The 22,172-nt window shown below is 40.8% G+C and carries 22 protein-coding genes and 1 riboswitch; of the genes, 1 reads left to right on the top strand and 21 read right to left on the bottom strand.

Features of this window, described 5'->3' with window-relative positions; all coding sequences use genetic code 11:
* Window positions 1–85 precede the first annotated feature (85 nt).
* The 11 genes from LC455_RS11880 to LC455_RS11830 all read right to left on the bottom strand — a co-directional run bounded on the left by LC455_RS11880 (window position 86) and on the right by LC455_RS11830 (window position 9,149).
* Window positions 86–607, bottom strand: a complete 522-nt coding sequence (locus LC455_RS11880; RefSeq protein WP_223591086.1) for a metallophosphoesterase family protein — start codon at window positions 605–607, stop codon at window positions 86–88.
* Complete coding sequence (locus tag LC455_RS11875; RefSeq protein WP_223591640.1) at window positions 604–1,215, bottom strand: XTP/dITP diphosphatase; 612 nt, start codon at window positions 1,213–1,215, stop codon at window positions 604–606. Before LC455_RS11875 ends, LC455_RS11880 begins: the two co-directional genes overlap by 4 nt.
* A gap of 43 nt (window positions 1,216–1,258) precedes the next feature.
* Window positions 1,259–2,014, bottom strand: a complete 756-nt coding sequence (gene rph, locus LC455_RS11870) for a ribonuclease PH (RefSeq protein WP_223591084.1) — start codon at window positions 2,012–2,014, stop codon at window positions 1,259–1,261.
* A 102-nt stretch (window positions 2,015–2,116) separates the two neighbouring features.
* Window positions 2,117–3,172 carry a GerMN domain-containing protein gene (locus LC455_RS11865; RefSeq protein WP_223591083.1) on the bottom strand — a complete coding sequence of 352 codons (1,056 nt, stop codon included), beginning with the start codon at window positions 3,170–3,172 and terminating at the stop codon, window positions 2,117–2,119.
* Between the two features lie 134 nt (window positions 3,173–3,306).
* Window positions 3,307–4,101: a glutamate racemase gene (racE, locus tag LC455_RS11860; protein ID WP_223591081.1), complete on the bottom strand. Its 795-nt coding sequence runs from the start codon at window positions 4,099–4,101 to the stop codon at window positions 3,307–3,309.
* A gap of 14 nt (window positions 4,102–4,115) precedes the next feature.
* On the bottom strand, window positions 4,116–4,565 hold the full coding sequence (locus tag LC455_RS11855) for a MarR family winged helix-turn-helix transcriptional regulator (RefSeq protein ID WP_223591079.1): 450 nt from the start codon (window positions 4,563–4,565) through the stop codon (window positions 4,116–4,118).
* 178 nt (window positions 4,566–4,743) lie between these two features.
* Window positions 4,744–4,968 (bottom strand): spore germination transcription factor GerE, encoded by a 225-nt coding sequence (gene gerE / locus LC455_RS11850; RefSeq protein ID WP_026572264.1) that lies wholly within the window; start codon window positions 4,966–4,968, stop codon window positions 4,744–4,746.
* A gap of 276 nt (window positions 4,969–5,244) precedes the next feature.
* Window positions 5,245–5,826, bottom strand: coding sequence for a class D sortase (locus tag LC455_RS11845; protein WP_223591077.1), 582 nt, complete (start codon window positions 5,824–5,826; stop codon window positions 5,245–5,247).
* Window positions 5,827–5,944: 118 nt separating this feature from the next.
* Window positions 5,945–6,706, bottom strand: a complete 762-nt coding sequence (sdhB, locus tag LC455_RS11840; protein WP_223591076.1) for a succinate dehydrogenase iron-sulfur subunit — start codon at window positions 6,704–6,706, stop codon at window positions 5,945–5,947.
* A 20-nt stretch (window positions 6,707–6,726) separates the two neighbouring features.
* Window positions 6,727–8,478: a succinate dehydrogenase flavoprotein subunit gene (gene sdhA / locus LC455_RS11835; RefSeq protein ID WP_223591075.1), complete on the bottom strand. Its 1,752-nt coding sequence runs from the start codon at window positions 8,476–8,478 to the stop codon at window positions 6,727–6,729.
* Between the two features lie 62 nt (window positions 8,479–8,540).
* Complete coding sequence (locus LC455_RS11830; protein ID WP_223591074.1) at window positions 8,541–9,149, bottom strand: succinate dehydrogenase cytochrome b558 subunit; 609 nt, start codon at window positions 9,147–9,149, stop codon at window positions 8,541–8,543.
* Window positions 9,150–9,598: 449 nt separating this feature from the next.
* Here LC455_RS11830 and LC455_RS11825 point away from each other — a divergent pair, with 449 nt between their 5' ends.
* Complete coding sequence (locus LC455_RS11825) at window positions 9,599–10,051, top strand: YslB family protein (RefSeq protein WP_223591073.1); 453 nt, start codon at window positions 9,599–9,601, stop codon at window positions 10,049–10,051.
* Between the two features lie 42 nt (window positions 10,052–10,093).
* Here LC455_RS11825 and LC455_RS11820 read toward each other — a convergent pair whose 3' ends face one another.
* The 10 genes from LC455_RS11820 to LC455_RS11775 all read right to left on the bottom strand — a co-directional run bounded on the left by LC455_RS11820 (window position 10,094) and on the right by LC455_RS11775 (window position 22,164).
* On the bottom strand, window positions 10,094–11,311 hold the full coding sequence (locus LC455_RS11820) for an aspartate kinase (protein ID WP_223591072.1): 1,218 nt from the start codon (window positions 11,309–11,311) through the stop codon (window positions 10,094–10,096).
* A gap of 113 nt (window positions 11,312–11,424) precedes the next feature.
* Window positions 11,425–11,602: riboswitch (Lysine riboswitch) on the bottom strand.
* A 70-nt stretch (window positions 11,603–11,672) separates the two neighbouring features.
* Window positions 11,673–13,445 (bottom strand): excinuclease ABC subunit UvrC, encoded by a 1,773-nt coding sequence (gene uvrC, locus LC455_RS11815; RefSeq protein WP_223591071.1) that lies wholly within the window; start codon window positions 13,443–13,445, stop codon window positions 11,673–11,675.
* Window positions 13,446–13,543: 98 nt separating this feature from the next.
* On the bottom strand, window positions 13,544–13,858 hold the full coding sequence (trxA, locus tag LC455_RS11810) for a thioredoxin (protein ID WP_223591070.1): 315 nt from the start codon (window positions 13,856–13,858) through the stop codon (window positions 13,544–13,546).
* A gap of 122 nt (window positions 13,859–13,980) precedes the next feature.
* Entirely contained in the window at window positions 13,981–14,958 is a 978-nt protein-coding gene (locus tag LC455_RS11805; protein WP_223591069.1) for an electron transfer flavoprotein subunit alpha/FixB family protein, read from the bottom strand.
* A gap of 39 nt (window positions 14,959–14,997) precedes the next feature.
* Entirely contained in the window at window positions 14,998–15,771 is a 774-nt protein-coding gene (locus LC455_RS11800; protein WP_223591068.1) for an electron transfer flavoprotein subunit beta/FixA family protein, read from the bottom strand.
* A 116-nt stretch (window positions 15,772–15,887) separates the two neighbouring features.
* Complete coding sequence (locus LC455_RS11795) at window positions 15,888–16,661, bottom strand: enoyl-CoA hydratase (protein WP_223591067.1); 774 nt, start codon at window positions 16,659–16,661, stop codon at window positions 15,888–15,890.
* A gap of 21 nt (window positions 16,662–16,682) precedes the next feature.
* Window positions 16,683–17,267 carry a TetR/AcrR family transcriptional regulator gene (locus LC455_RS11790; protein ID WP_223591066.1) on the bottom strand — a complete coding sequence of 195 codons (585 nt, stop codon included), beginning with the start codon at window positions 17,265–17,267 and terminating at the stop codon, window positions 16,683–16,685.
* A gap of 175 nt (window positions 17,268–17,442) precedes the next feature.
* The gene (locus tag LC455_RS11785; protein ID WP_223591639.1) at window positions 17,443–19,149 is read right to left on the bottom strand and encodes an AMP-binding protein; all 1,707 of its coding nucleotides are present in this window, start codon (window positions 19,147–19,149) and stop codon (window positions 17,443–17,445) included.
* Between the two features lie 231 nt (window positions 19,150–19,380).
* Complete coding sequence (locus LC455_RS11780) at window positions 19,381–19,788, bottom strand: DUF350 domain-containing protein (protein ID WP_223591065.1); 408 nt, start codon at window positions 19,786–19,788, stop codon at window positions 19,381–19,383.
* An 18-nt stretch (window positions 19,789–19,806) separates the two neighbouring features.
* On the bottom strand, window positions 19,807–22,164 hold the full coding sequence (locus LC455_RS11775; RefSeq protein ID WP_223591064.1) for an endonuclease MutS2: 2,358 nt from the start codon (window positions 22,162–22,164) through the stop codon (window positions 19,807–19,809).
* Between the last annotated feature and the right edge of the window lie 8 nt (window positions 22,165–22,172).

The following is a 22,172-nucleotide window of genomic DNA, read 5'->3' as shown; positions in this document are numbered from 1 at the left end:
TTCTTGGTTCACGGGCATTATAAACCCTTCTTAGTGACCGTACAAAGTTATTTTTCCCCTGCACGGTCACTAATCGGTTTCAAAATCATTTTTGAGGTAATTTAAATTCCCGAGAAAGATCTGAGATCTCCCGTCCATTCGTTTCAAATACGGACATTTTTATTCTATCATCCAATAAATCCAAAATAACATATGTTTTTTCCAATCGTTCACGAGGAAGACGGATGCTTCCTGGATTTAAGAACAGCGTTCCGCCAATCACTTCCGCAGCTAGGACATGCGAGTGTCCAAAGCAGACGATATCGGCATTAACCTCTTGTGCTTTATACTTTAAATTCATCAAAGATGTTTTCACAGAATATCGATGTCCATGGGTAATGAAGAATTTTCTGCCGGCAATTTCGGTGGTCGTATCTAACGGGTACCCTCCGCCAAAATCACAGTTTCCCATTACGGTTATATAACCGGAAATGGATGGATCATCCGGCATCAATTGTGAATCGCCGCAATGAATCATCAAATCGACATCTTTCAAATGCCTTGCCCGCAAAATCTCGAGTTCCTTTGTCAATCCATGACTATCGCTAACGACTAAAACCCTGCTCATGCCTCATTAGCCTTTTCTAAAAAACCATCCAGGACATCATCCAGCTTTTTAAGTGCATTTGCTCTGTGGCTGATTTTATTTTTTTCATCAGAAGTAAGCTCAGCCATAGCACGGCTCTTATCAGGAACATAAAAGACGGGATCATAGCCAAAACCATTAGTACCACGTTGCTCTTCTAATATACGCCCTTCACAGGTGCCTGACACCGTGAAGGTTTCTTGCCCCGGAACCGCCACTGCTAATGCACAATAGAAACGGGCAGTTCGCTCATCCTCAGGAACGCCTTTCAATTCAATCAGAACTTTTTCTGTATTTTTTTGATCGTTTTTAGGCTCTCCTGCATAGCGGGCGGAAAAGATTCCTGGTCTGCCTTCTAATACATCCACGATTAGGCCGGAATCGTCACCAATCACCATCTTATTTAGCGCCTGTGAAACAGCCTCCGCCTTCAAAATGGCATTTTCTTCGAAGGTTGAGCCTGTTTCTTCTACTTCAGGGATTTCGGGAAAATCTAGCAGGGTTTTGACCGAAAATCCTCTAGGGGCAAAAATATGTTCAAACTCTCTTGCTTTGCCCGGGTTTTTAGTAGCAATTATAACTTCTTTCATCATAATCTCCTCTTTACTAGGCTTATTTGAAATCGAATATCAGCTATTTCTTTCGCCGGCCCTCTATTTTCTTCGTAATCTCTTCGCCAAGGGCCGTTTTTTGGTGTTCAAACAGCTCCATTAGCCCTTCCTGTGCAGCATGGAGTAAGCCTTGCAACTGTTCATAAGAAAAAGTAGATTCCTCGCCAGTCCCTTGTAATTCGACGAACTCACCGCTGCCTGTCATTACGACATTCATATCGACGTGTGCCTTGGAATCTTCAGCATAATTCAAGTCGAGAACCGTTTCGCCTTTTTGTAAAATTCCAACGCTGGTAGCCGCTAGATAATCGATTATAGGAAACTTTGACAAAGATTTTTTCTCCGATAAACGATTGATTGCTATAGTCATCGCAACAAAAGCACCTGTAATCGAAGCCGTTCTAGTGCCACCGTCTGCTTGGATGACATCGCAATCAATCCAGACCGTTTTCTCGCCAAGGGCATTAAGGTCTACTACTGCACGGAGTGCTCTGCCAATTAATCGCTGAATCTCCATTGTCCGGCCGGTGACCTTTCCTTTTGAGGATTCCCTAATATTCCTCGTTTCCGTTGCCCGTGGAAGCATCGAATATTCGGCTGTAATCCAACCCTTGCCTTCGCCTCTCATAAACGGCGGAACTCGATCTTCGATGCTCGCCGTACAAATTACCTTCGTATTCCCTACGGAAATGAGGACAGATCCTTCAGGATGCATTAAATAGTTTGTTTCAATATGTATTGGCCTTAGCTGTAATTGCTCCCTGCCATCAACACGCATAACATACGCCCCCTTCATTTACTGCATGCCAAATAAAGAAGAGGCGGCCTTTAAAAGCCAACCTCTTTCATGGTCACTATATAGTATAACAAAAATTATTTTTTAGAAACTACCTGTATTGACTTTTTCTGGACGAGTTACCGGCTCAGTTAATTTTTTCCCTTCATCATTTTTCAGCTCTGCCTTGCCTTTAACTTGGATGGCCACTTTTTTAATGTCCTTTTGCTCCGTTAAGGAAAGCACGAGCGCATTTAGTAATGATTGAGAGATTTCTTTTTCTTCAAAACTGCCATAAATATTTTCATCAAAGTTTAACGTCACCTGACCATTGGCAATCTTAGGCGCTTCTAAGAGCTTTACATCAGACATAAACTCAGAGACTAGGTTTGAATTTTCACTAGGCCCTTGAATCAATTCGTTTACTACCGCAGTAATGTTATCCTTTTCACCGGCAGGGACACGGCGGGTTACCGGTACATAGTAATAGGAGCCTTCTTCCTCTCCACCTATGTAATAGACGGTTACAGGCTTCGTATTCGTAATATCCATTACATCCGTTGTATCAATGTTAATACCCGATGCTCTTGAAAGATGCTCGCTGATTGGAGTTCCTTTCACAGGCATTTTCGTCAATGGGGTTCCATTCATTTTAAGAGCAACTGACTTAATATTATCAAATTGTGTTAGTGTCCATGTGATCGATTGAAGAATCCTCTTTTCATCTTCTGCTTTGTAATCCTTGAATTCTTTTGAAAAATTAACGGTCGCTACTCCGTCTTTATCAATATTAACTGACATGTCCGTGTCCTCAGGCAGGACGGCACGGAAGTCATTTGGGAGCAGGTCTGTTACCTTACCATTCACCACTAAGTATTCAAGGGCCTGCTTGGCTACTGAAGCTGTCTTCGGAAGAGCAATTGTTTGTGGAACGACATAGCCGTTTTTATCAATTAAGTATAGTTCTGTTTGAACAGTGTTTTCAGCGTTGGCCTTCTTCGCAGCCGCTGTTTCTGTATTTTCTTTTTTATCGACTACTTGTGTTGTTTTTGGCGGATCAATTTTCTTTTGTATTTCACCGCCAAACAAGCCGCAGCCAGATAGCAGCACTGATGAAGTCAGCACCGTTAAACCAAGGATTTTTGCTTTATTTTTATACAAATTAATTCCCCCCTAAGACAGTTTGTACTAATATGTATACGAGCCTAGGAAAAAATTAGACCGCCTTAGGACAGAAAAATAGAACATCTTTTAAAAATTTTTTCCATACAAAAAGAGCTCTCAAATTGAGAACTCTAAAGTTTAATTTTCTTTACTTCATTTATCGGGATTCCCAGCCACTGTGAAGCAATTTTTGAAAAAATCCTTCTTGATCCGGTTGTATAAAATTCATGCGCCGGTTCTTCCTCACACGTTTCCAGCAAGCCATTATACTGCAGAATAGCACTAATTTCCCTTGCTGTTTCATCGCCAGAACTAATGACACTGCAATTGTCACCCATAACATTTTTAATTAATGGTTCCAATAGCGGATAATGAGTGCAGCCTAAAATTAACGTGTCCAAATTTTGATTTTGGAGCGGTTTTAATGCCTCATCGACTATTTTCTCTGCAATGGGGCCGCCAAACTCACTACTCTCAACAAGTGGGACGAATTTGGGACAGGCCTGGCTAGTCACAAAAAGTCGGCTATTAAGTGATTTAAGTGCCCTTTCGTACGCACCACTTTTAACCGTCCCTTCTGTACCTATAATCCCAACCCGGTAGTTCTTCGTCCGCTTGATAGCTGCTCTTGCGCCTGGATTAATGACCCCAAGAACGGGAATCGATAGTTCTTTTCGAATCTCATCAAGAGCTGCAGCCGTTGCCGTGTTGCAAGCAATTACAAGCATTTTAATGTTTTTTTCTAGTAAAAAGGTGGTCAATTCCCATGTGAATTTTTTTACTTCCCTAGGTGTCCGTGGCCCATACGGACAGCGGGCGGTATCACCCAAATATATGATTTTCTCATTAGGAAGCTGCCGCATTACCTCTTTGGCAACGGTTAATCCACCCACACCTGAATCGATTACACCAATTGGTTGTTTCAAATTACTCGCCTCTTTTACCGCATTTCCTGATGAAGTTTCATCAAGCTTTTTTGAAGAAATTGAATTTCTTCCATTGAGAAATCGTCTAATATTTCTTCCAAATAAACTTGACGCTTTTTAATTACTTCATCAATAATTCTCTTACCTTCTTCAAGCAGATGGATTCTGACCACACGACGGTCGCTTGGATCCTTCACTCGTTCAACAAGAAGATTTTTCTCCATTCGGTCTACAAGATCCGTTGTTGTACTGCAGGCCAAATACATTTTATTTGAAAGATCACCGATAGTCATATCGCCATCTTCAAACAGCCATTGCAAGGCAACAAATTGCGGAGGAGTAATTTTATAATTGCTTAGCATTTCTCTTCCTTTTTGCTTGATGATTCCAGATATATAGCGTAAATCTTTTTCAATATTGGCGACAATTTCCCCGTTAATTTTTTCGGTATTATCGAGTTTCATGATTCATACACTCCTATATAAAAAGCTTCTCCCAAGACTAGTTTATCTATTTTTTAATAAATATTCTTAATGCTTGTACTTATTTTCTACTTTTTTCGCTAAAATTTCAAGTTGAAATAATCGAAGAGTATTTTATGAACAATAATGAACCGGCCTCCAAAAAGGATGCCGGTCATTGTTATAGTTCGAGCTCTCCCATTCGAAGGAGCTCTACAACAGCTTGAGAACGCCCCTTTACACCAAGCTTTTGCATGGCATTCGAAATATGGTTTCGAACCGTTTTTTCGCTTATAAAAAGTTCACCAGCGATTTCCTTAGTTGTTTTGTCCTGTACTAACAGTTCGAATACTTCTCTTTCGCGTTTGGTGAGTAATGGCTTGTGAGTATAATCATTCTCCTTCAAGTAATGTGACCCTCCTTGCCTTCGCCAGTTATGCACCGGGGGTGGGTATATATTTAGTCACCATATCTTATGTGCATAAGGCAATTGGAGTGACTATATTTCTTTAAAGGAAAATAAAATTATATGCTAATTTTTTCATTATTTATGAGCAATTTTTTCTGTTGCTCTGTCTACGGAAACCCTTTGCCTGTCTTTTTGGAGATCTGAACGATTGTTCCCCTGCCGACAAAGCCCGCACACACAGGATTTTTCCTTTCACGTGCAATGAACTGTATATTAATTAAGCTTTTTCAACTTCGCATAAATAATATACCGTTTCGGGGCATTCCCGACGTATCTAAAAGGGTAACAGGTTGTGAGGATCAATTCTTCCTTTTCGTGCTGCAAGGTAATGATGCTGGTGTCATCGGATTTAACAATTTTGGTATGGGTAATTTCATAGGTATAGTTCCCGTATGGCATTTGCATTTTCAGGGAGTCGCCAATTTTCAATTCACCTAAGCGGCGGAATACGGTGTCCCTGTGCCCAGATAATACAATTTGCCCCTTATCTCCGGGAAAAAATGAGCCCTTATAATGGCCGACGCCTTTTTCAAGATCATCCGGGTCGGTGCCCTCCACGATCGCTAGCTCTGCTTTAATCTTGGGAATGACTAAAAGACCGGCCGTTTCCCCCATCTTAGGCGCTTCATGTTTTTGATGCTGCACTTTTGCATCGGCAGGCTGATCTAGCACCATCTCTTTAGCCTCTTTTAGAGAAGCTTTCGTTTGGAGTTTAACATCAATATATTGCCAGGCACCGATGCCTAAAAGAACGAGACCAATAAAAATGATGAACAGCGGAAACTTAGCTTTCACGTTAGGGTACCTGCCTTTTTTAAAAGGTATTTTCATATTTACAAGTATAACAAAGATTTCAAGCTTAAAAACAGAAAAACCTTCTTTTCAAAAATGAAAAGAAGGTTAATAAACAAAATTATTGATGGTCGCTTCCGAAGAATCTTCTGAATGATTGAATCGTTGTATCACGGTTCAATGCTGCAATTGAAGTAGTCAACGGAATACCTTTCGGGCAGGATTGAACGCAGTTTTGTGAGTTACCACAGTTTACAAGCCCACCGTCACCCATAATCGCTTCTAAACGCTCAGCCTTATTCATTGCTCCTGTTGGATGGGCGTTGAATAGACGAACCTGAGATAATGGCTGTGCACCGATAAAGTTGGATTTGCTGTTAACATTCGGACACGCCTCTAGACATACACCGCATGTCATACATTTTGAAAGCTCATAGGCCCACTGACGCTTATTTTCTGGCATACGTGGTCCAGGACCTAGGTCATAAGTTCCATCGATTGGAATCCATGCTTTTACTTTCTTTAAAGCATCAAACATTCTGCTGCGGTCAACCTGAAGGTCACGAACAACAGGGAATGTTTTCATCGGTGCTAAACGGATTGGCTGTTCCAATTGATCAACAAGAGCGGAACAGGATTGGCGCGGCTTGCCATTGATAACCATTGAACAAGCACCGCAAACTTCCTCTAAACAGTTCATATCCCAAGTGATTGGGGTAGTAGCTTTTCCACTGGCATCGACAGGATTTTTACGAATTTCCATTAACGCAGAAATAACGTTCATATTCGGACGATAAGGAACTTCAAAAGTCTCCTCATATGGAGCGGCATTTTCGCTATCCTGACGTTGGATAATAAATTTTACCATTTTTTTCTCAGACATTTATTCCTACTCCCCTTTCATTAATGCTTTGTAGTGTAATCGCGCTTCCGTGGCTTGATCAAGGATACATCGATGTCCTCATAATGGAAAGCTGGAGCAGATTGTGAATCTACAAATTTAGCCATTGTTGTTTTCATGAATTCCTCATCATTACGCTCTGGGAATTCTGGCTTGTAATGAGCACCACGGCTTTCATTACGATTGTAAGCGCCAAGTGTGATAACACGAGCCATTTGCAGCATGTTTTGTAATTGACGTGTGAAGGCTGCACCTTGGTTGCTCCATTTAGATGTATCATTAATGTTAATATTTTGGTAGCGCTCCATGAGCTCTTGAATCTTTTCATCTGTTTTTAACAGCTTGTCATTGTAACGAACAACAGTTACATTATCAGTCATCCATTCACCAAGCTCTTTATGAAGAACGTAAGCATTTTCCGTTCCATTTAATGACATAATCGAATTCCACTTATCTTCTTGTTCTTTTACATGACGGTCAAAGACAGAAGAAGAAACAGCATCGGAACTCTTTTCTAGTCCATTGATATATTTAACTGCATTTGGTCCTGCAACCATTCCGCCGTAAACCGCTGAAAGTAAGGAGTTTGCTCCAAGACGGTTAGCGCCGTGCTGTGAATAATCACACTCACCTGCTGCAAATAGACCTTTGATATTAGTCATTTGATCGTAATCAACCCATAAGCCGCCCATTGAATAGTGAACCGCAGGGAAAATTTTCATCGGTACTTTACGTGGATTATCACCCATGAATTTTTCATAAATCTCGATGATCCCGCCTAGTTTAATATCCAATTCGTGTGGATCCTTGTGGGAAAGATCAAGGAAAACTGTATTTTCGCCGTTAACTCCCAATTTTTGATTTACACACACATCAAAAATTTCACGTGTTGCGATATCACGTGGTACAAGGTTTCCGTAAGCAGGATATTTTTCCTCTAGGAAGTACCATGGCTTACCATCTTTATAAGTCCAAACTCGTCCGCCTTCACCACGTGCTGATTCACTCATAAGACGAAGCTTGTCATCGCCAGGAATAGCGGTAGGATGAATTTGGATCATTTCACCGTTCGCATAATAAACACCTTGCTGATAAACAATGGAAGCAGCTGAACCAGTGTTAATTACAGAGTTCGTTGACTTTCCAAAAATAATTCCAGGTCCACCAGATGCCATAATGACGGCATCAGCGGCAAAAGAACGGATTTCCATTGTTTTTAGGTCTTGAGCAACAAGTCCGCGGCAAGTGCCTTCGTCATCGATTACTGCTCCTAAGAATTCCCAGCCCTCGTACTTGGTTACTAATCCATCTACTTCAAAACGGCGAACCTGCTCGTCCAATGCGTAGAGAAGCTGCTGGCCAGTTGTTGCACCGGCAAACGCTGTACGGTGGTGCTGTGTACCTCCGAAACGACGGAAATCTAAAAGTCCTTCAGGGGTACGGTTAAACATAACTCCCATCCGGTCAAATAAATTGATGATTCCAGGTGCTGCATCGCACATTGCCTTAACAGGCGGCTGGTTTGCTAAGAAATCTCCGCCATAAATAGTATCGTCAAAGTGAATCCACGGGGAGTCACCTTCACCTTTTGTATTTACTGCTCCATTAATACCGCCTTGGGCACAAACAGAGTGAGAGCGTTTAACAGGAACAAGCGAAAACAATTCTACTGGTGTTCCGGATTCCGCTACCTTAATTGTTGCCATTAAGCCTGCTAAACCGCCGCCGACTATGGCTACCTTACCTTTACTCATTTAACTCACTCCCTTAATCCAAAATCCAATTATTTTTTCCGAACAAATGTAAATGTGAACTATTATACAAATGCTAACAAAGTTGAAATTCCAACATAGGAAAGTGCTAAGAAAATCACGATTGTCACATATGTTGCAATAACCTGTGAACGTGGCGATACAGTGATGCCCCAGCTAACCATGAATGACCATAAACCATTTGCAAAGTGGAAAATAGCTGAAATAATCCCAACAATATAAAATCCAAACATGAATGGTGAAGAAAGAATATCCTGCATCATTTGAAAATTAACTTCATTTCCAAAAGCGGCAGCAACACGAGTCTCCCATACATGCCATGCAATAAAGATCAGCGTGATTACGCCTGTGACACGTTGCAGCAAGAACATCCAGTTTCTGAAAAATCCGAATCTGCTAGTATTATTTTTGGCAGTAAAAGCAATATAAAGCCCATAAATTGCATGAAATAACAATGGTAAATAAATAATTACTGTCTCTAAGACATAGCGGAAAGGAAGATTCCCCATAAAGTTCGCAGCCTTATTGAAAGACTCGACTCCCACTGTTGCATAATGGTTAACTACTAGGTGCTGCATGAGAAAAATCCCGATAGGAATAACTCCCAGCAATGAATGCAATCTCCGATTAAAAAACTCTCGATTACTCGCCATACATTTACCCCCTTTTAATTTTTAAAATGATGTTAAGTACTTTCCTTTCTTCAATCCTTTTTAAAGAATATGTAACCTAGCACCATTGTGACAATAATGTGACATGTCCATTTTACTCCCATCATCATAGAGCGTCAAGAAACCGGATACACAAATCTTTGGTAAAAAATAAAGTTTTTATTATATATTGATATTATAATAGACAATGAAAGCGCATTCATTTTTGATTGGTTTTATTTTAAAAATAATCTAGATTTTTACATTAAAATTTCCAACATCTTACGGTTGGAAAATAAAATTTTTAGGAAATGATAATTATGATAGGAAACGAGCGATAATATCGTAATATAACAAAAAATCCCTTCAAAATGTAAGCGCTATTTTATAAAAACGGTACTGAATTGTAACATAGTTTGTATATAATAGAATGATAGAAAGAGGGGAAACAAGTGAAAGATAGTACAGTCGTAGAATTCAAACAACCTATTGAAGAACCAAGAACCATATCTACCTTCGGTTATGAACTGATCCGAGAAGTTCTTTTGCCAGAGATTTTAGGAAAAGATACGCCAGAAATTTTATATTGGGCGGGCAAAAGGCTAGCACGTAAATTTCCTTTATCCGATTATGGTCAAATGGTTGAATTTTTTGCCAATGCTTCCTGGGGACAGTTATCCATCAATCATGAAAATAAAAATGAGATAGAATTCGAACTATCTAGTCCACTTCTAGTGTCCCGTGTCAAATCAAAAGCAGAAAACTTTTTTCAGCTGGAAGCAGGATTCCTTGCCCAGCAAATCGAGCTGCAAAAGGAAGCCATAGCCGAAACCTTCGAACATCCAGTCAAAAAATCCAACACCGTCCGCTTCACTGTCAAATGGGATAAGAAAGATTCAATTTAAATAGTGAAAGGCACACTCCATTGAGGTGCCTTTCACTATTTTTTAGTTATTCCCAAGTTCAAATGCGTCGTGCAATACTTCTACCGCTTTCAGCATATTTTTCTCTTCTACAACTGCTGAAACTTTTATCTCAGATGTGCTGACCATTTTAACAGCAATATTGTTCTCAGCTAATACTGCAAACATTTGTGCGGCCACTCCAGGATTGGAAATCATGCCAGAACCTACAATTGATACTTTGGCTAGTTTATTCTCAGCATCAAGCTGCTCATATCCAAGGCTTGCCTTATTGTTTTCTAGGACTTTTAACGTATCAACCCAATCGTTTGTGTGGATAGAGAATGACAAATTGGCTGTACCAGCTTCGGTTGTACTTTGAATGATAATATCGACATTAATGTGATTCTGTGCAAGTGTTGTAAAAATTGTAGAAAGACTTGTTAATGAATTTTTAAGTCCTAAAACGGTTACCCGTGTAATTTCATCTTCAAATGCGACTCCGCGGACGACTAAGTTTTGTTCCATTGTAGCTTCCCCCTCAATTACTGTTCCTTCAATTTTCTCCATACTAGAACGAACTTCTAATCGGACATTATAGTTCTTGGCAAACTCTACTGCTCTAGGGTGCAGCACACCTGCTCCTAAATTAGCAAGCTCAAGCATTTCATCATAAGACACGGATAATAATTTACGAGCGTTTTTCACATACCTAGGATCCGTTGTGAATACTCCGGTAACATCCGTATAAATATCACACTTATCGGCTTTTAAAGCAGCAGCTAAAGCCACTGCGGTCGTGTCAGAGCCGCCGCGTCCGAGAGTGGTGATTTCACCTTCTTCGGTAATTCCTTGGAAGCCGGCAACAATGACCACCTTCCCATCATTAAGCTGGGTTTCAATCGCCTGAGTATTGATTTTTGAAATTCTTGCATTTCCATGAACAGGTTCAGTCACGATTCCTGCTTGCCAGCCAGTATAAGAAACAGCCTCCAAGCCTTTTTGGTTTAAAGTCATGCTCAATAACGCGATAGTCACCTGCTCCCCGGTAGAAAGAAGCATATCCATTTCCCGCTTATTAGGCTGCGCGGAGATTTCCTTTGCTAAGCTGACGAGCTGATCCGTCGATTTTCCCATTGCCGAAACGACAACAACAACCTTGTTTCCCCGCTCGGTTTCTTCTCTAACACATTCTGCTACATTTAAAATTCTCTCGACGCTTCCTACGGAAGTCCCCCCGAATTTTTGTACAATAAGCCCCATGTTCGTTTTCCCCTACTTTCAAATGATTGCTATAGTTTTCCCTGGAAAAAATAAAAAAAGCAATGAGAGAGTATCTCATTGCTTAATAAACACAAAAAAATCTTGCGCCTACAATGTAAGATAGCTCTCCAAGACAATAGCCTTGACAATCCGGCATTTATTAAATACAGGACCAGCAAAGAAAGAAATGAGACTTTCTTCACTTCGGCGAACATCCCCTTTCAAGGCTCGTCATGGAAGCTCATCCTTCTCAGAACCCTTACTTTTGAAGCTCGCACCTCTACCTTCACTTTAGTACGTAAAAGTGACAGTAAATTAAATTTTCACTTATTATAGCATGATAATATTACTCTGACAATCCTTATGACTGAAGTTTTTTCATTAATTCTTCCGCTACGTCTTTAGGGATTCCAATTGCTCTAAATTCCTCAAGTCCAGCTTCCTTCATTTTTTTCACAGATCCAAACTGCTTAAGCAATAATTTCTTCCGTTTCTCGCCAATTCCGGGAATATCATCGAGCAATGATTGGAAAGCACTTTTGCCGCGGATTTGCCGATGGAAGGTAATCGCAAAGCGGTGAACCTCGTCTTGGATTCTTTGAAGCAGATAAAATTCCTGGCTATTCCGTTGCAATGGGACAATTTCTAATGGATTGCCATATAAAAGCTGGGAGGTGCGGTGCTTTTCATCCTTCACCAGACCAGAAAGGGGAATATCTAACCCTAACTCGTTCTCTAAAACATCCCTGACGGCCTCCACATGCCCCTTGCCGCCGTCAATAATAATTAAATCAGGAAGCGGCAGCTCTTCCTTTAACGCCCTTGAATACCTTCTTCGAGTTACTTCCCTCATAGATTCATAATCATCGGGACCTTTTACTGACTTAATCTTATATTTGCGATATTCTCGTTTGTTTGCTTTACCATCCGTAAACACAACCATTGCCGAAACAGGATCGGTTCCTTGGATATTAGAGTTATCAAAGGCCTCGATGCGGTGCGGCGTATAAATTCCGAGAAGTTCCCCAAGGTTTTCCACAGCCTTTATGGTTCGTTCCTCATCTTTTTCAATCAGCGAGAACTTTTCATTTAAGGCAATTTTCGCATTTTTGATCGCCATTTTGACGAGATCCTTTTTTTGTCCCCGCTGCGGCTGCAACACTTTTACTTCAAGAAGCTGTTCTGCCATATTTAAGTCGACTTCATCCTGAATGAGAATTTCCTTGGGTTTGAAATGGTTTGTCTTCTGGTAAAATTGTCCTAAAAATGTGAGGATTTCTTCCTCAGGTTCATTGTAAATCGGGAACATCGATACGTCTCGTTCGATTAGCTTCCCTTGGCGCACAAAAAAGACCTGAACGCACATCCATCCTTTATCAACCGCATAGCCGAATACATCGCGGTCGGTAAAGTCAGTCATCGTGATTTTTTGCTTTTCCATTATCGTTTCAATATGGATGATTTTATCACGGAAATCCTTCGCTCTTTCAAAATCCAGCTCTTCTGCCGCTAAGGTCATTTTTTCGGTTAATTCTTTTTTAATTTCCTTATAACCGCCATTTAAAAAGCGGGTAATTTCATCAGTCATTTCTTTATACTGTTGTTCCGTTACCTCATTGACACATGGTGCCAGGCATTGTCCTAGATGATAATATAAGCAGACCCGGTCGGGAAGTGTCGCACATTTACGGAGAGGATAAATCCGGTCAAGAAGCTTTTTCGTTTCATTAGCCGCCATAACATTCGGATAAGGACCGAAATATTTGCCTTTATCCTTTTTTACTTTCCTGGTGATAATCAGTTTCGGATGTCTTTCGGCTGTCAGCTTGATAAATGGATAGGTTTTGTCATCCTTAAGCATGACATTATATTTTGGGTCGTATTTCTTAATTAGGTTTAATTCTAAAATGAGTGCTTCTATATTAGAGGAGGTGACAATGTATTCAAAGTCTTCGATCTCCTGAACAAGCCTGAGCGTTTTTCCGTCATGTGATCCGGTAAAATAAGACCGGACCCGGTTCTTTAATATTTTAGCTTTCCCCACATAAATGATTGTTCCTTGACGGTCTTTCATTAAGTAGCAGCCAGGCTGATCCGGCAGCAGTGTCAGTTTTTGCTTAATGGTTTCATTCATTCCGGCCACTCCTCGCTTCATTTTTTTATTTATCTTTAAAATTTTAACAAAAATAAAAACCCTTAGCCAGAAAATTTCTGACCAAGGGTCTATTCATTTTAAACGTGCTTTTCTAATACGCTTGCTAACGCGTCTTTTGGCTGGAAGCCAACTACTTTATCGACAACTTCGCCATTTTTGAATACTAATAAGGTTGGAATGCTCATAACGCCAAAATTAGCAGCTGTTTGTGGATTTTCATCGACATCAAGCTTCGTGATTTTTACTTTATCGCCCATATCTAAATCAAGTTCTTCTAAAACTGGAGCGATCATTTTGCAAGGTCCGCACCATGGTGCCCAGAAATCTACAAGTACAAGGCCTGAACCTGTTTCAGACGAGAAGTTTTGGTCTGTTAAATGTGAAATAGCCATTTTTTATATTGCCCTCCTAATGAATAATGAATCACTACCGAAAGTATAACATCGTTTGTTTTCTCAAGCTAATAATCTGACTCGCTAATAAAAACGAGCGGAACATTCCGCTCGCCTTATTATTATGAATGAACTTTAAGCTTTTTAAACTCTTCAGTTAATAATGGAACAACTTCGAATAAGTCGCCAACAATTCCGTAATCAGCTACCTTAAAGATGTTTGCTTCAGGGTCTTTGTTGATCGCTACGATTACTTTAGAGTTAGACATACCAGCTAAGTGCTGAATCGCGCCGGAAATTCCGCAAGCGATATAAAGGTCAGGCGTTACAACCTTACCAGTTTGGCCGATTTGTAAGGAGTAATCGCAATATTCAGCATCACATGCACCGCGGGAAGCTCCTACTGCTCCTCCTAAAACTTGTGCTAATTCTTTAAGCGGGGCAAATCCTTCTGCACTCTTCACACCGCGTCCACCTGAAATAACCACTTTAGCTTCGCTTAGGTCAACACCTTCGCTTGCTTTACGTACTACTTCTTTGATAATCGCACGAAGGTCTTTAATTTCAACAGAAAGGGAAGCAACGTCACCATTTCTGCTTTCATCTTTTGCTAAAGGTGCGATGTTATTTGGACGCACAGTTGCAAAAATTAAGCCGTCCGTTACAATTTTCTTTTCAAATGCTTTACCTGAATAAATTGGTCTTGTAAATACAACATTGCCGCCAGCCACTTCAACAGCTGTAGCATCCGAGATAAGACCAGATTGAAGCTTCCCAGCGATTCTTGGAGAAAGGTCTTTTCCAAGTGCTGTATGACCCAATACCAACCCTTCTGGATTTTCTTGGTCAATAACCGCTAAAAGGGCTTGTGCATAACCATCAGAAGTATATTGCTTTAATTTTTCGTCTTCCACAACCACGACGCGATCAGCACCATATTGTACTAATTCTGCCCCTAAAGCGCTTACAGCATCGCCAACTAAAACACCAACAACTTCTCCGCCCTCTGCAACCGTTTTTGCTGCAGCCACTGCTTCGAAAGATACATTACGTAATGAACCGTCACGAACTTCTCCTAATACCAACACTTTTCTAGACATTCCATTTCCCTCCTGCAAACAATTTTTATGAAATTTCGATTAAATTACTTTTGCTTCAGTATGAAGTAGGTGAACCAGTTCTTTAACCTGATCATTCAAATCGCCGGATAAAACCTTTCCTGCTTCTTTTTTCGCTGGCAGGTAGATTTCAATTGTTTTTGTTTTTGCTTCCACATCATCTTCTTCAAGATCAAGGTCATCCAATTCTAATTCATCAAGCGGCTTCTTCTTTGCTTTCATGATTCCTGGTAAAGAAGGGTAACGCGGCTCATTTAGACCTTGCTGCGCTGTAACTAATAATGGAAGGCTTGTTTCGATTACTTCTGAATCCCCTTCAACGTCACGCGTAACGGTTACATTTGTGCCATCAATTTCAAGCTTTGTAATCGTTGTTACATAAGGAATGTTTAAAAGTTCAGCAACACGCGGACCTACTTGACCAGAACCGCCATCAATCGCCACATTTCCTCCTAGGATTAAATCAGCATTTTTATCCTTTAAGTATTCAGCAAGAATTTTAGCAGTTGTAAATTGATCGCCGTTTTCAACATCGTCTTCTGTATTAATAAGGACAGCTTTATCAGCACCCATCGCAAGTGCAGTGCGCAATTGCTTTTCTGTTTCTTCATTGCCTACAGAGATAACCGTTACTTCTCCGCCATTAGCATCGCGAACTTGGATTGCTTCTTCAATTGCATATTCATCATAAGGATTGATGATAAATTCAGCACCATCCTCATTGATTTTTCCGCCGGAGATCGCAATTTTTTCTTCAGTATCAAAGGTTCTTTTCATTAATACATAAATGTTCATGGTTACCCTCCTAGTTAAATTTCGAGCATTCGCTCAGTTTGAAAGATTAAGAAAATTGTCTTCAAAAAAATTTTATTAAAAGCTTCCAGATGGGTCAAGCCCAAGATTATGGAAGCCTATTCACCCCTAAAATGAGGTTCTCTTTTTTCAATGAAGGCTTGGATGCCTTCTTTAGCGTCATTGGAGACAAACACTTTGCCAAAAAGTTCAGCTTCTCTTTTTGTACCTCGATAGAATTCTTCTGTTTTAGCATAGTTTAAAAGCTCGATACTTGCTTTAATAGAACCTGGGCTTTTCTTTGCAATTTTTTTAGCCAATTTATTCGCCTGCTCCAAAACCTCATTCTCTGGGAAGGCACGGTTTGCTAAGCCATATTGGACCGCTTCTAATCCAGTGATAGGCTCAGATGTGAAAAGCATTTCGGCTGCTCTTGCCACACCTACATATTTAGGCAGACGTTGAGTACCTGCGAATCCTGGGATTAACCCTAATTGCAGTTCAGGAAGACCAAGTTTAGCCGTTTCACTGACGTAACGAATATGACAAGCCATTGCAAGCTCTAAACCTCCGCCAAGGGCTGCACCGTGAATCGCCGCAATAATCGGTTTTGGGAATTTTTCCATCCGATCAAACAAATCTTGTCCAAACTGTCCCAGTTTAGAAAAGTCCTCGGAAGAAGTTACTGTGGTAAATTCTTTAATATCAGCACCTGCTGAGAAAAAGCGCCCTTCCCCATGAATGACCACAGCTCTAATTTCACGGTTTGGTTCGATTTCATCCAGTACGGCAGAAAGTTCCCTTAATAGACCTGATGAAAGGGCATTTGCCGGAGGACGTTCCAAAGTAATAGTAGCAATACTGTCCTCATGAGACCATTTTAAATATTCCATCAATTCCCCTCCTAACTTAAACTACCGAATTCCGCAGCCATTAATCAAAAGACGATGGACCGGGGCTGCTAATGCCTTCAAATCATACCTCTCTTCATTCATAACCCAGGATGTAACGGTTTCATCAATCGTACCGAAAATCATTTGCCGGGCAAGACGAACATCAAGGTCGCTTGAAAACTCTCCAGTTTCTTTTCCTTCAATAAGGATCTTATCGATCACCTGCAAATAGCCTTTAAGAACATCATTTATACGTAAACGGAGTTCCTTATTGGATTGACGTAATTCCAATTGGGTTACGATTGCCCAGTGATGATCATCAGACAAAGCTTGGAAATGAGTTTCTACCATCATTAATAATTTCTCTGCCGCTGTTATTTTTCCTGCAATTTTTTCTTCTATTTTTTCAACGAAATAACCCATTTTTTCTTCAAAGAGAGAGATAAGGATGTCTTCCTTGTTTTTGAAATAGAGATAAATGGTGCCGTCAGCCACTCCTGCCTGTTTCGCAATTTTTGAAACCTGCGTTTGGTGGTAGCCATTTTCAGCAATGGCGATGACTGCTGCATCAATGATTTGCATATACTTTGGCTTGCTTTTTTTCAATGCTATCCCCCCTTTGAAGAAAACTGATATACTCTAAGTAAGTAAAAAGAAAAATATGAATGAATCATCATTCATATTTTAATAATAATTTTTATATGTACTTCTGTCAAGAACTACTGAATAGACTTCTTGTGATTATTTTTAGACAAGCCTTAACTTTCAAAAAAAAATACTTCTAAGCTTGTTTTTTATTTTCTTCTTCTATTTTTTGCTTCTCTTCCTCCACCAGCATCCTTCTTAAAATTTTTCCAACAGCCGATTTTGGCAATTCTTTTCTAAATTCATACAAGCGTGGCGCTTTATAGGCTGCTAAAAATTTTCTGGCGAATTGGTTCATTTCTTCAGGGGTAACCCTTGAACCTTCTTTTAAAACAATATAAGCCTTAACGGTTTCCCCGCGATATGGGTCAGATATTCCCGCAGCAACCGCTTCGATCACATCAGGGTGCTCATACAACACTTCTTCTATTTCACGAGGGTAAATATTATATCCGCCAGCGATGATCATATCTTTTTTGCGGTCGACAACATAAAAATAGCCTTGTTCATCCATATAGCCAAGATCGCCTGTATAGAGCCAGCCATCCTTCAAAACTTCGGCTGTTTCTTCAGGACGATTCCAGTAGCCTTTCATGATTTGGGGACCTTTGATGACGATTTCGCCAATTTCCTTTATTTGCATTGGTTCACCGGTATCCGTGGAAATAACTTTTGCATCCGTATCAGGATATGGGACACCTATGCTGCCCTTTACCCTTTCAACATCCCACAAGAAGTTCGAGTGGGTAACTGGGGATGCTTCCGACAAGCCATAACCTTCAACCAGTTTTCCTCCTGTAACCTTCTCGAAGTTCTCCTGAACTTCAAGCGGAAGCGGAGCTGAACCGCTGATGCAGGCTGCAATAGACGATAAATCATATTTTTTTAGATCAGGATGGTTTAATAAACCAATGTAAATGGTTGGAGCTCCCGGAAAAAGGGTTGGCCGCTGCTTTTGAATCGTTTTCAACGTTGTCAGTGCATCAAATTTAGGAAGTAAGATTAATTTACAGGCCATTTTGATGGATAATAACATACATACAGTCATTCCATAAACATGGAAAAACGGTACGATGGCCAGAACACTTTCTTCCCCAGGTTTGCACTTATATATCCATTTCTCGCTCATGGTTGTATTCGTAATTAAATTTTTATGGGTCAGCATGACCCCCTTCGGTGAACCCGTCGTTCCGCCTGTATATTGCAGTAAAGCCAAGTCCTCTTCTACATTGACCTCATAGCTGATAAGTTTTTTAGGCTTCATTTTTAAAATTTCCGTTAGCAAATGGGCGCTTCCTTCATGCTTTACATTGACGACAATTCCATATTGTTTTTTCTGGATGAATGGATAGACGAGATTTTTGGGAAATGGGAGATAGTCTTTGATGGCGGTTACAATAATATGTTGCAAATCCGTTTGCGGCATTACTTTAGAAACTCGGGGATATAGGATGTCTAGGGTGATGATTGCTTTAGCACCAGAATCTTTCATTTGGTATTCCAGTTCCCGTTCGGTATATAGCGGGTTGGTTTGAACGACGATTCCACCGGCCATTAATATACCAAAATAACAAATGACTGCCTGAGGAGTATTGGGCAGCATGATCGCAACGCGGTCATCTTTTGTAATGCCAAGCTTCTCCTGGAGGTAACCGGCAAATTTCAAAGCATCGTCATAAAGCTGTTTAAAGGTCATATCTTTCCCCATAAAATGAACGGCAATCTTGCCTGGATAGTGCTCGGCAGCATTGACTAAATATGTTTGTACGGATTCTGAGGAGTATTCAATAGTGGCAGGAATTTCCTTTGGATAAAGAGCCAGCCATGGTTTGGACTCCACAATAATAAACCTCCTTATTTAATAAAATAATTAAAAATATTCTCATTTCTTATTCTATTATAATACAGTATTTCACAATTAACAATTGAAGGCAGGCCTAAAAAAATCACCGCTGAAACTTGTTCAGCGATGATTTTAATTAAAAGAAAACAAGATAGATAACACCGATTAGCAAAAACAAGCCGCATAATCCGAGAAGTACCTTAGCTAATGTCTCCACTGTTCATTCTCCCCTTACGAAATTCCTGCACCAATCACATACGACAATCCAATCGAAATGATCATCGAAATCAAACCAACCGCCCGGTTATCATTTTGGATTTCGTCGTCAATTTTAAATTTGGGTGTTAAAAATTCAAAGATAAAATAGCCGGCCAATAGCAAAACAAAACCGTAAACACCCCAGCCAACCATTGACAGCACGGAAGAGTTGTGTTCAATCGTGTGACGAAAAATATTGGCAACGCCAAATATTTTCCCTCCCGTAGCCATCGCCACGGCCACATTCCCCTTTTTGATTTCTTCCCAATTTTTGTATTTCGTTACAGCCTCAAAAATGGCTAAAAAGACAATCATACACAAAATGACTACACTATAATAAGCAGCTATTTGAATATACTCGTTTTCCCAAAACTGGTCCATTGCCATTCTCCCCGGACATTATTTAAATTCAACGACGGTGACGCCTGACCCGCCTTCTCCGGCTTCTCCAAAGCGGATTTTCTTAACAGAACGATGGTTCCTTAAATATTCTTGAACCCCCTGCCTTAATGCTCCCGTACCCTTACCATGAATAATGGATACGCGGGGATAACTTGCCAAGAGGGCATCATCAATGTATTTCTCTACCTTTAGGAGGGCATCCTCATATCTTTCACCACGCAGGTCCAATTCTAGTTTAACATGGGAGTCCCTGCCTTTTACAATAGCCATCGGACGTGTTTCTACTTGTTTCGGAGTCCCCAAATATTCCATGTCCTTTTCTTTCACTTTCATCTTTAAAATGCCAATTTGGACCTGCCATTCGTTGTCCGTCACTTTTTCGACCAGGATGCCTTTTTGATCAAAGGTCAGAACCTTTACTTCATCCCCAGGCATGTAGGAAACCTTTTTCGTTTTCTTATTGATGAGTTTTTCAGATTTCTTTATTTCCGGTGCCGCTCCTTCGAGGCGGCGTTTGGCATCAATTAATTCATGCTCTTTTATTTCGGCATGCTTTTCTGTTCTCATTTTTCGAAGGTCGCGGATAACCTTGTCTGCTTCACTTTTTGCTTCTTCCACAATCTCTCCGGCTTTTTCAGCCGCTTTTTCCAGCATCGAGTCTTTTTTCTCATAAAACTCCATCATTTGGTTTTGTAAATCCTGATGAAGCTTTTCTGCTTGCTTTAAATAATCGCGTGCTTCCTGCTGCTCGATTTCAGCCCTGCGCTTGCTCTCTTCCAAAGAGGCGATCATTTTATCAATTTGGTTCGTATCCTCACTGACATGCGAGCGCGCGGCCTGGATTACCCGGTCGTTAAGACCAAGTCTCTTAGAAATTTCAAATGCATTACTTCTTCCCGGTACACCTAAAAGGAGTTTATAGGTTGGGCTTAATGTCTCGACATTAAACTCGACACTGGCATTGAGAACTCCCTCCCGGTTATAGCCATAAGCTTTTAATTCCGGGTAATGGGTGGTGGCAATGACTCTTGCTCCCCTTCTATGAACTTCATCGAGGATGGAGATGGCGAGTGCCGCCCCTTCCTGAGGGTCGGTTCCTGCTCCAAGCTCGTCAAACAAAACAAGACTATTAAAATCCACTTTATTTAAGATATCGACAATGTTCACCATATGGGAGGAAAACGTACTTAAGCTCTGCTCAATTGACTGTTCGTCGCCAATATCGGCATAAACAGCGTCAAAAACGGCAAGCTCAGATCCGTCCTGAGCGGGAACCTGCAGTCCTGCCTGGGCCATTAGAGAACATAAGCCAAGTGTTTTTAACGTGACCGTTTTACCTCCGGTGTTCGGACCCGTAATAACTATGGTCGTAAAATCTTTCCCGAGCATAATGTCATTCGCCACTACTTCGTCGATTGGAATTAACGGATGTCTCGCTTTAAATAATGAGATTCTTCCCTCATGATTCATGTTCGGCATGGTGGCTTTTATTTTTTTCCCGTACCTAGCCTTGGCAAAAATAAAATCTAAATTAGCGAGAACCTTTACGATTACTTGAAGCTCACTTTCATGTTCAGCCGTTTTCGCAGATAACTCCGTCAGAATCCGTTCAATTTCAAGCTGTTCCTTGACGCGGATGTCTTGCAGCTGATTATTTAGCTGAACAATAACCTGCGGTTCGATAAACAGCGTTTGTCCTGACGAGCTTTGGTCATGGATAATTCCGCCATAGTGGCCGCGGTATTCCTGTTTTACAGGGATAACAAAACGGTCATTCCGGATCGTGATAATCGCATCGGACAGCATCTTTTGCGCACTTGAAGAGCGAATCATGCTTTCTAATTTTTCGCGCACTCGTGCTTCATTGGCTCGAAGCTGATGCCTTAATGACCGTAACAGCTCACTGGCACCATCCAGCACTTCGCCGCTTTCATCGATGGCATATTTAATCGCTTGTTCAAGGTTCGTAAGCGGGATGATTCTGTCCACTTGCTCTAATAAAATCGGAATTTCCGTTCGTTCTTCTGCGATTTCCTCAATGAATCGCTTCATTTGCCTGCTAGCGTGAATCGTGCTCGCGACTTGCACTAACTCATGCGGGCTTAAAACACCGCCAATGACGGAACGTTTGATATGGGCACGAATATCATAAATCCCGGATAACGGGACATTTCCTTTAATCCGAAAAACAGTGGCCGCTTCATCCGTTTCCGCCTGAAGCTTAACGACTTCTTCAAAATCAGTTGACGGCACTAAGTGCTTTATTTTTTCTTTTCCAAGTGAAGATGCAGCATGCTCCAACAGCTGCTCCCTCACCTTGGTGAATTCTAATACTTTTAAAACTCTATCTTTCATGAGGTCGA

This window comes from Neobacillus bataviensis, from assembly GCF_019969725.1.
Note: the sequence above shows the minus strand (reverse complement) of the source record. Positions and strands in the feature narration are given on the sequence as shown.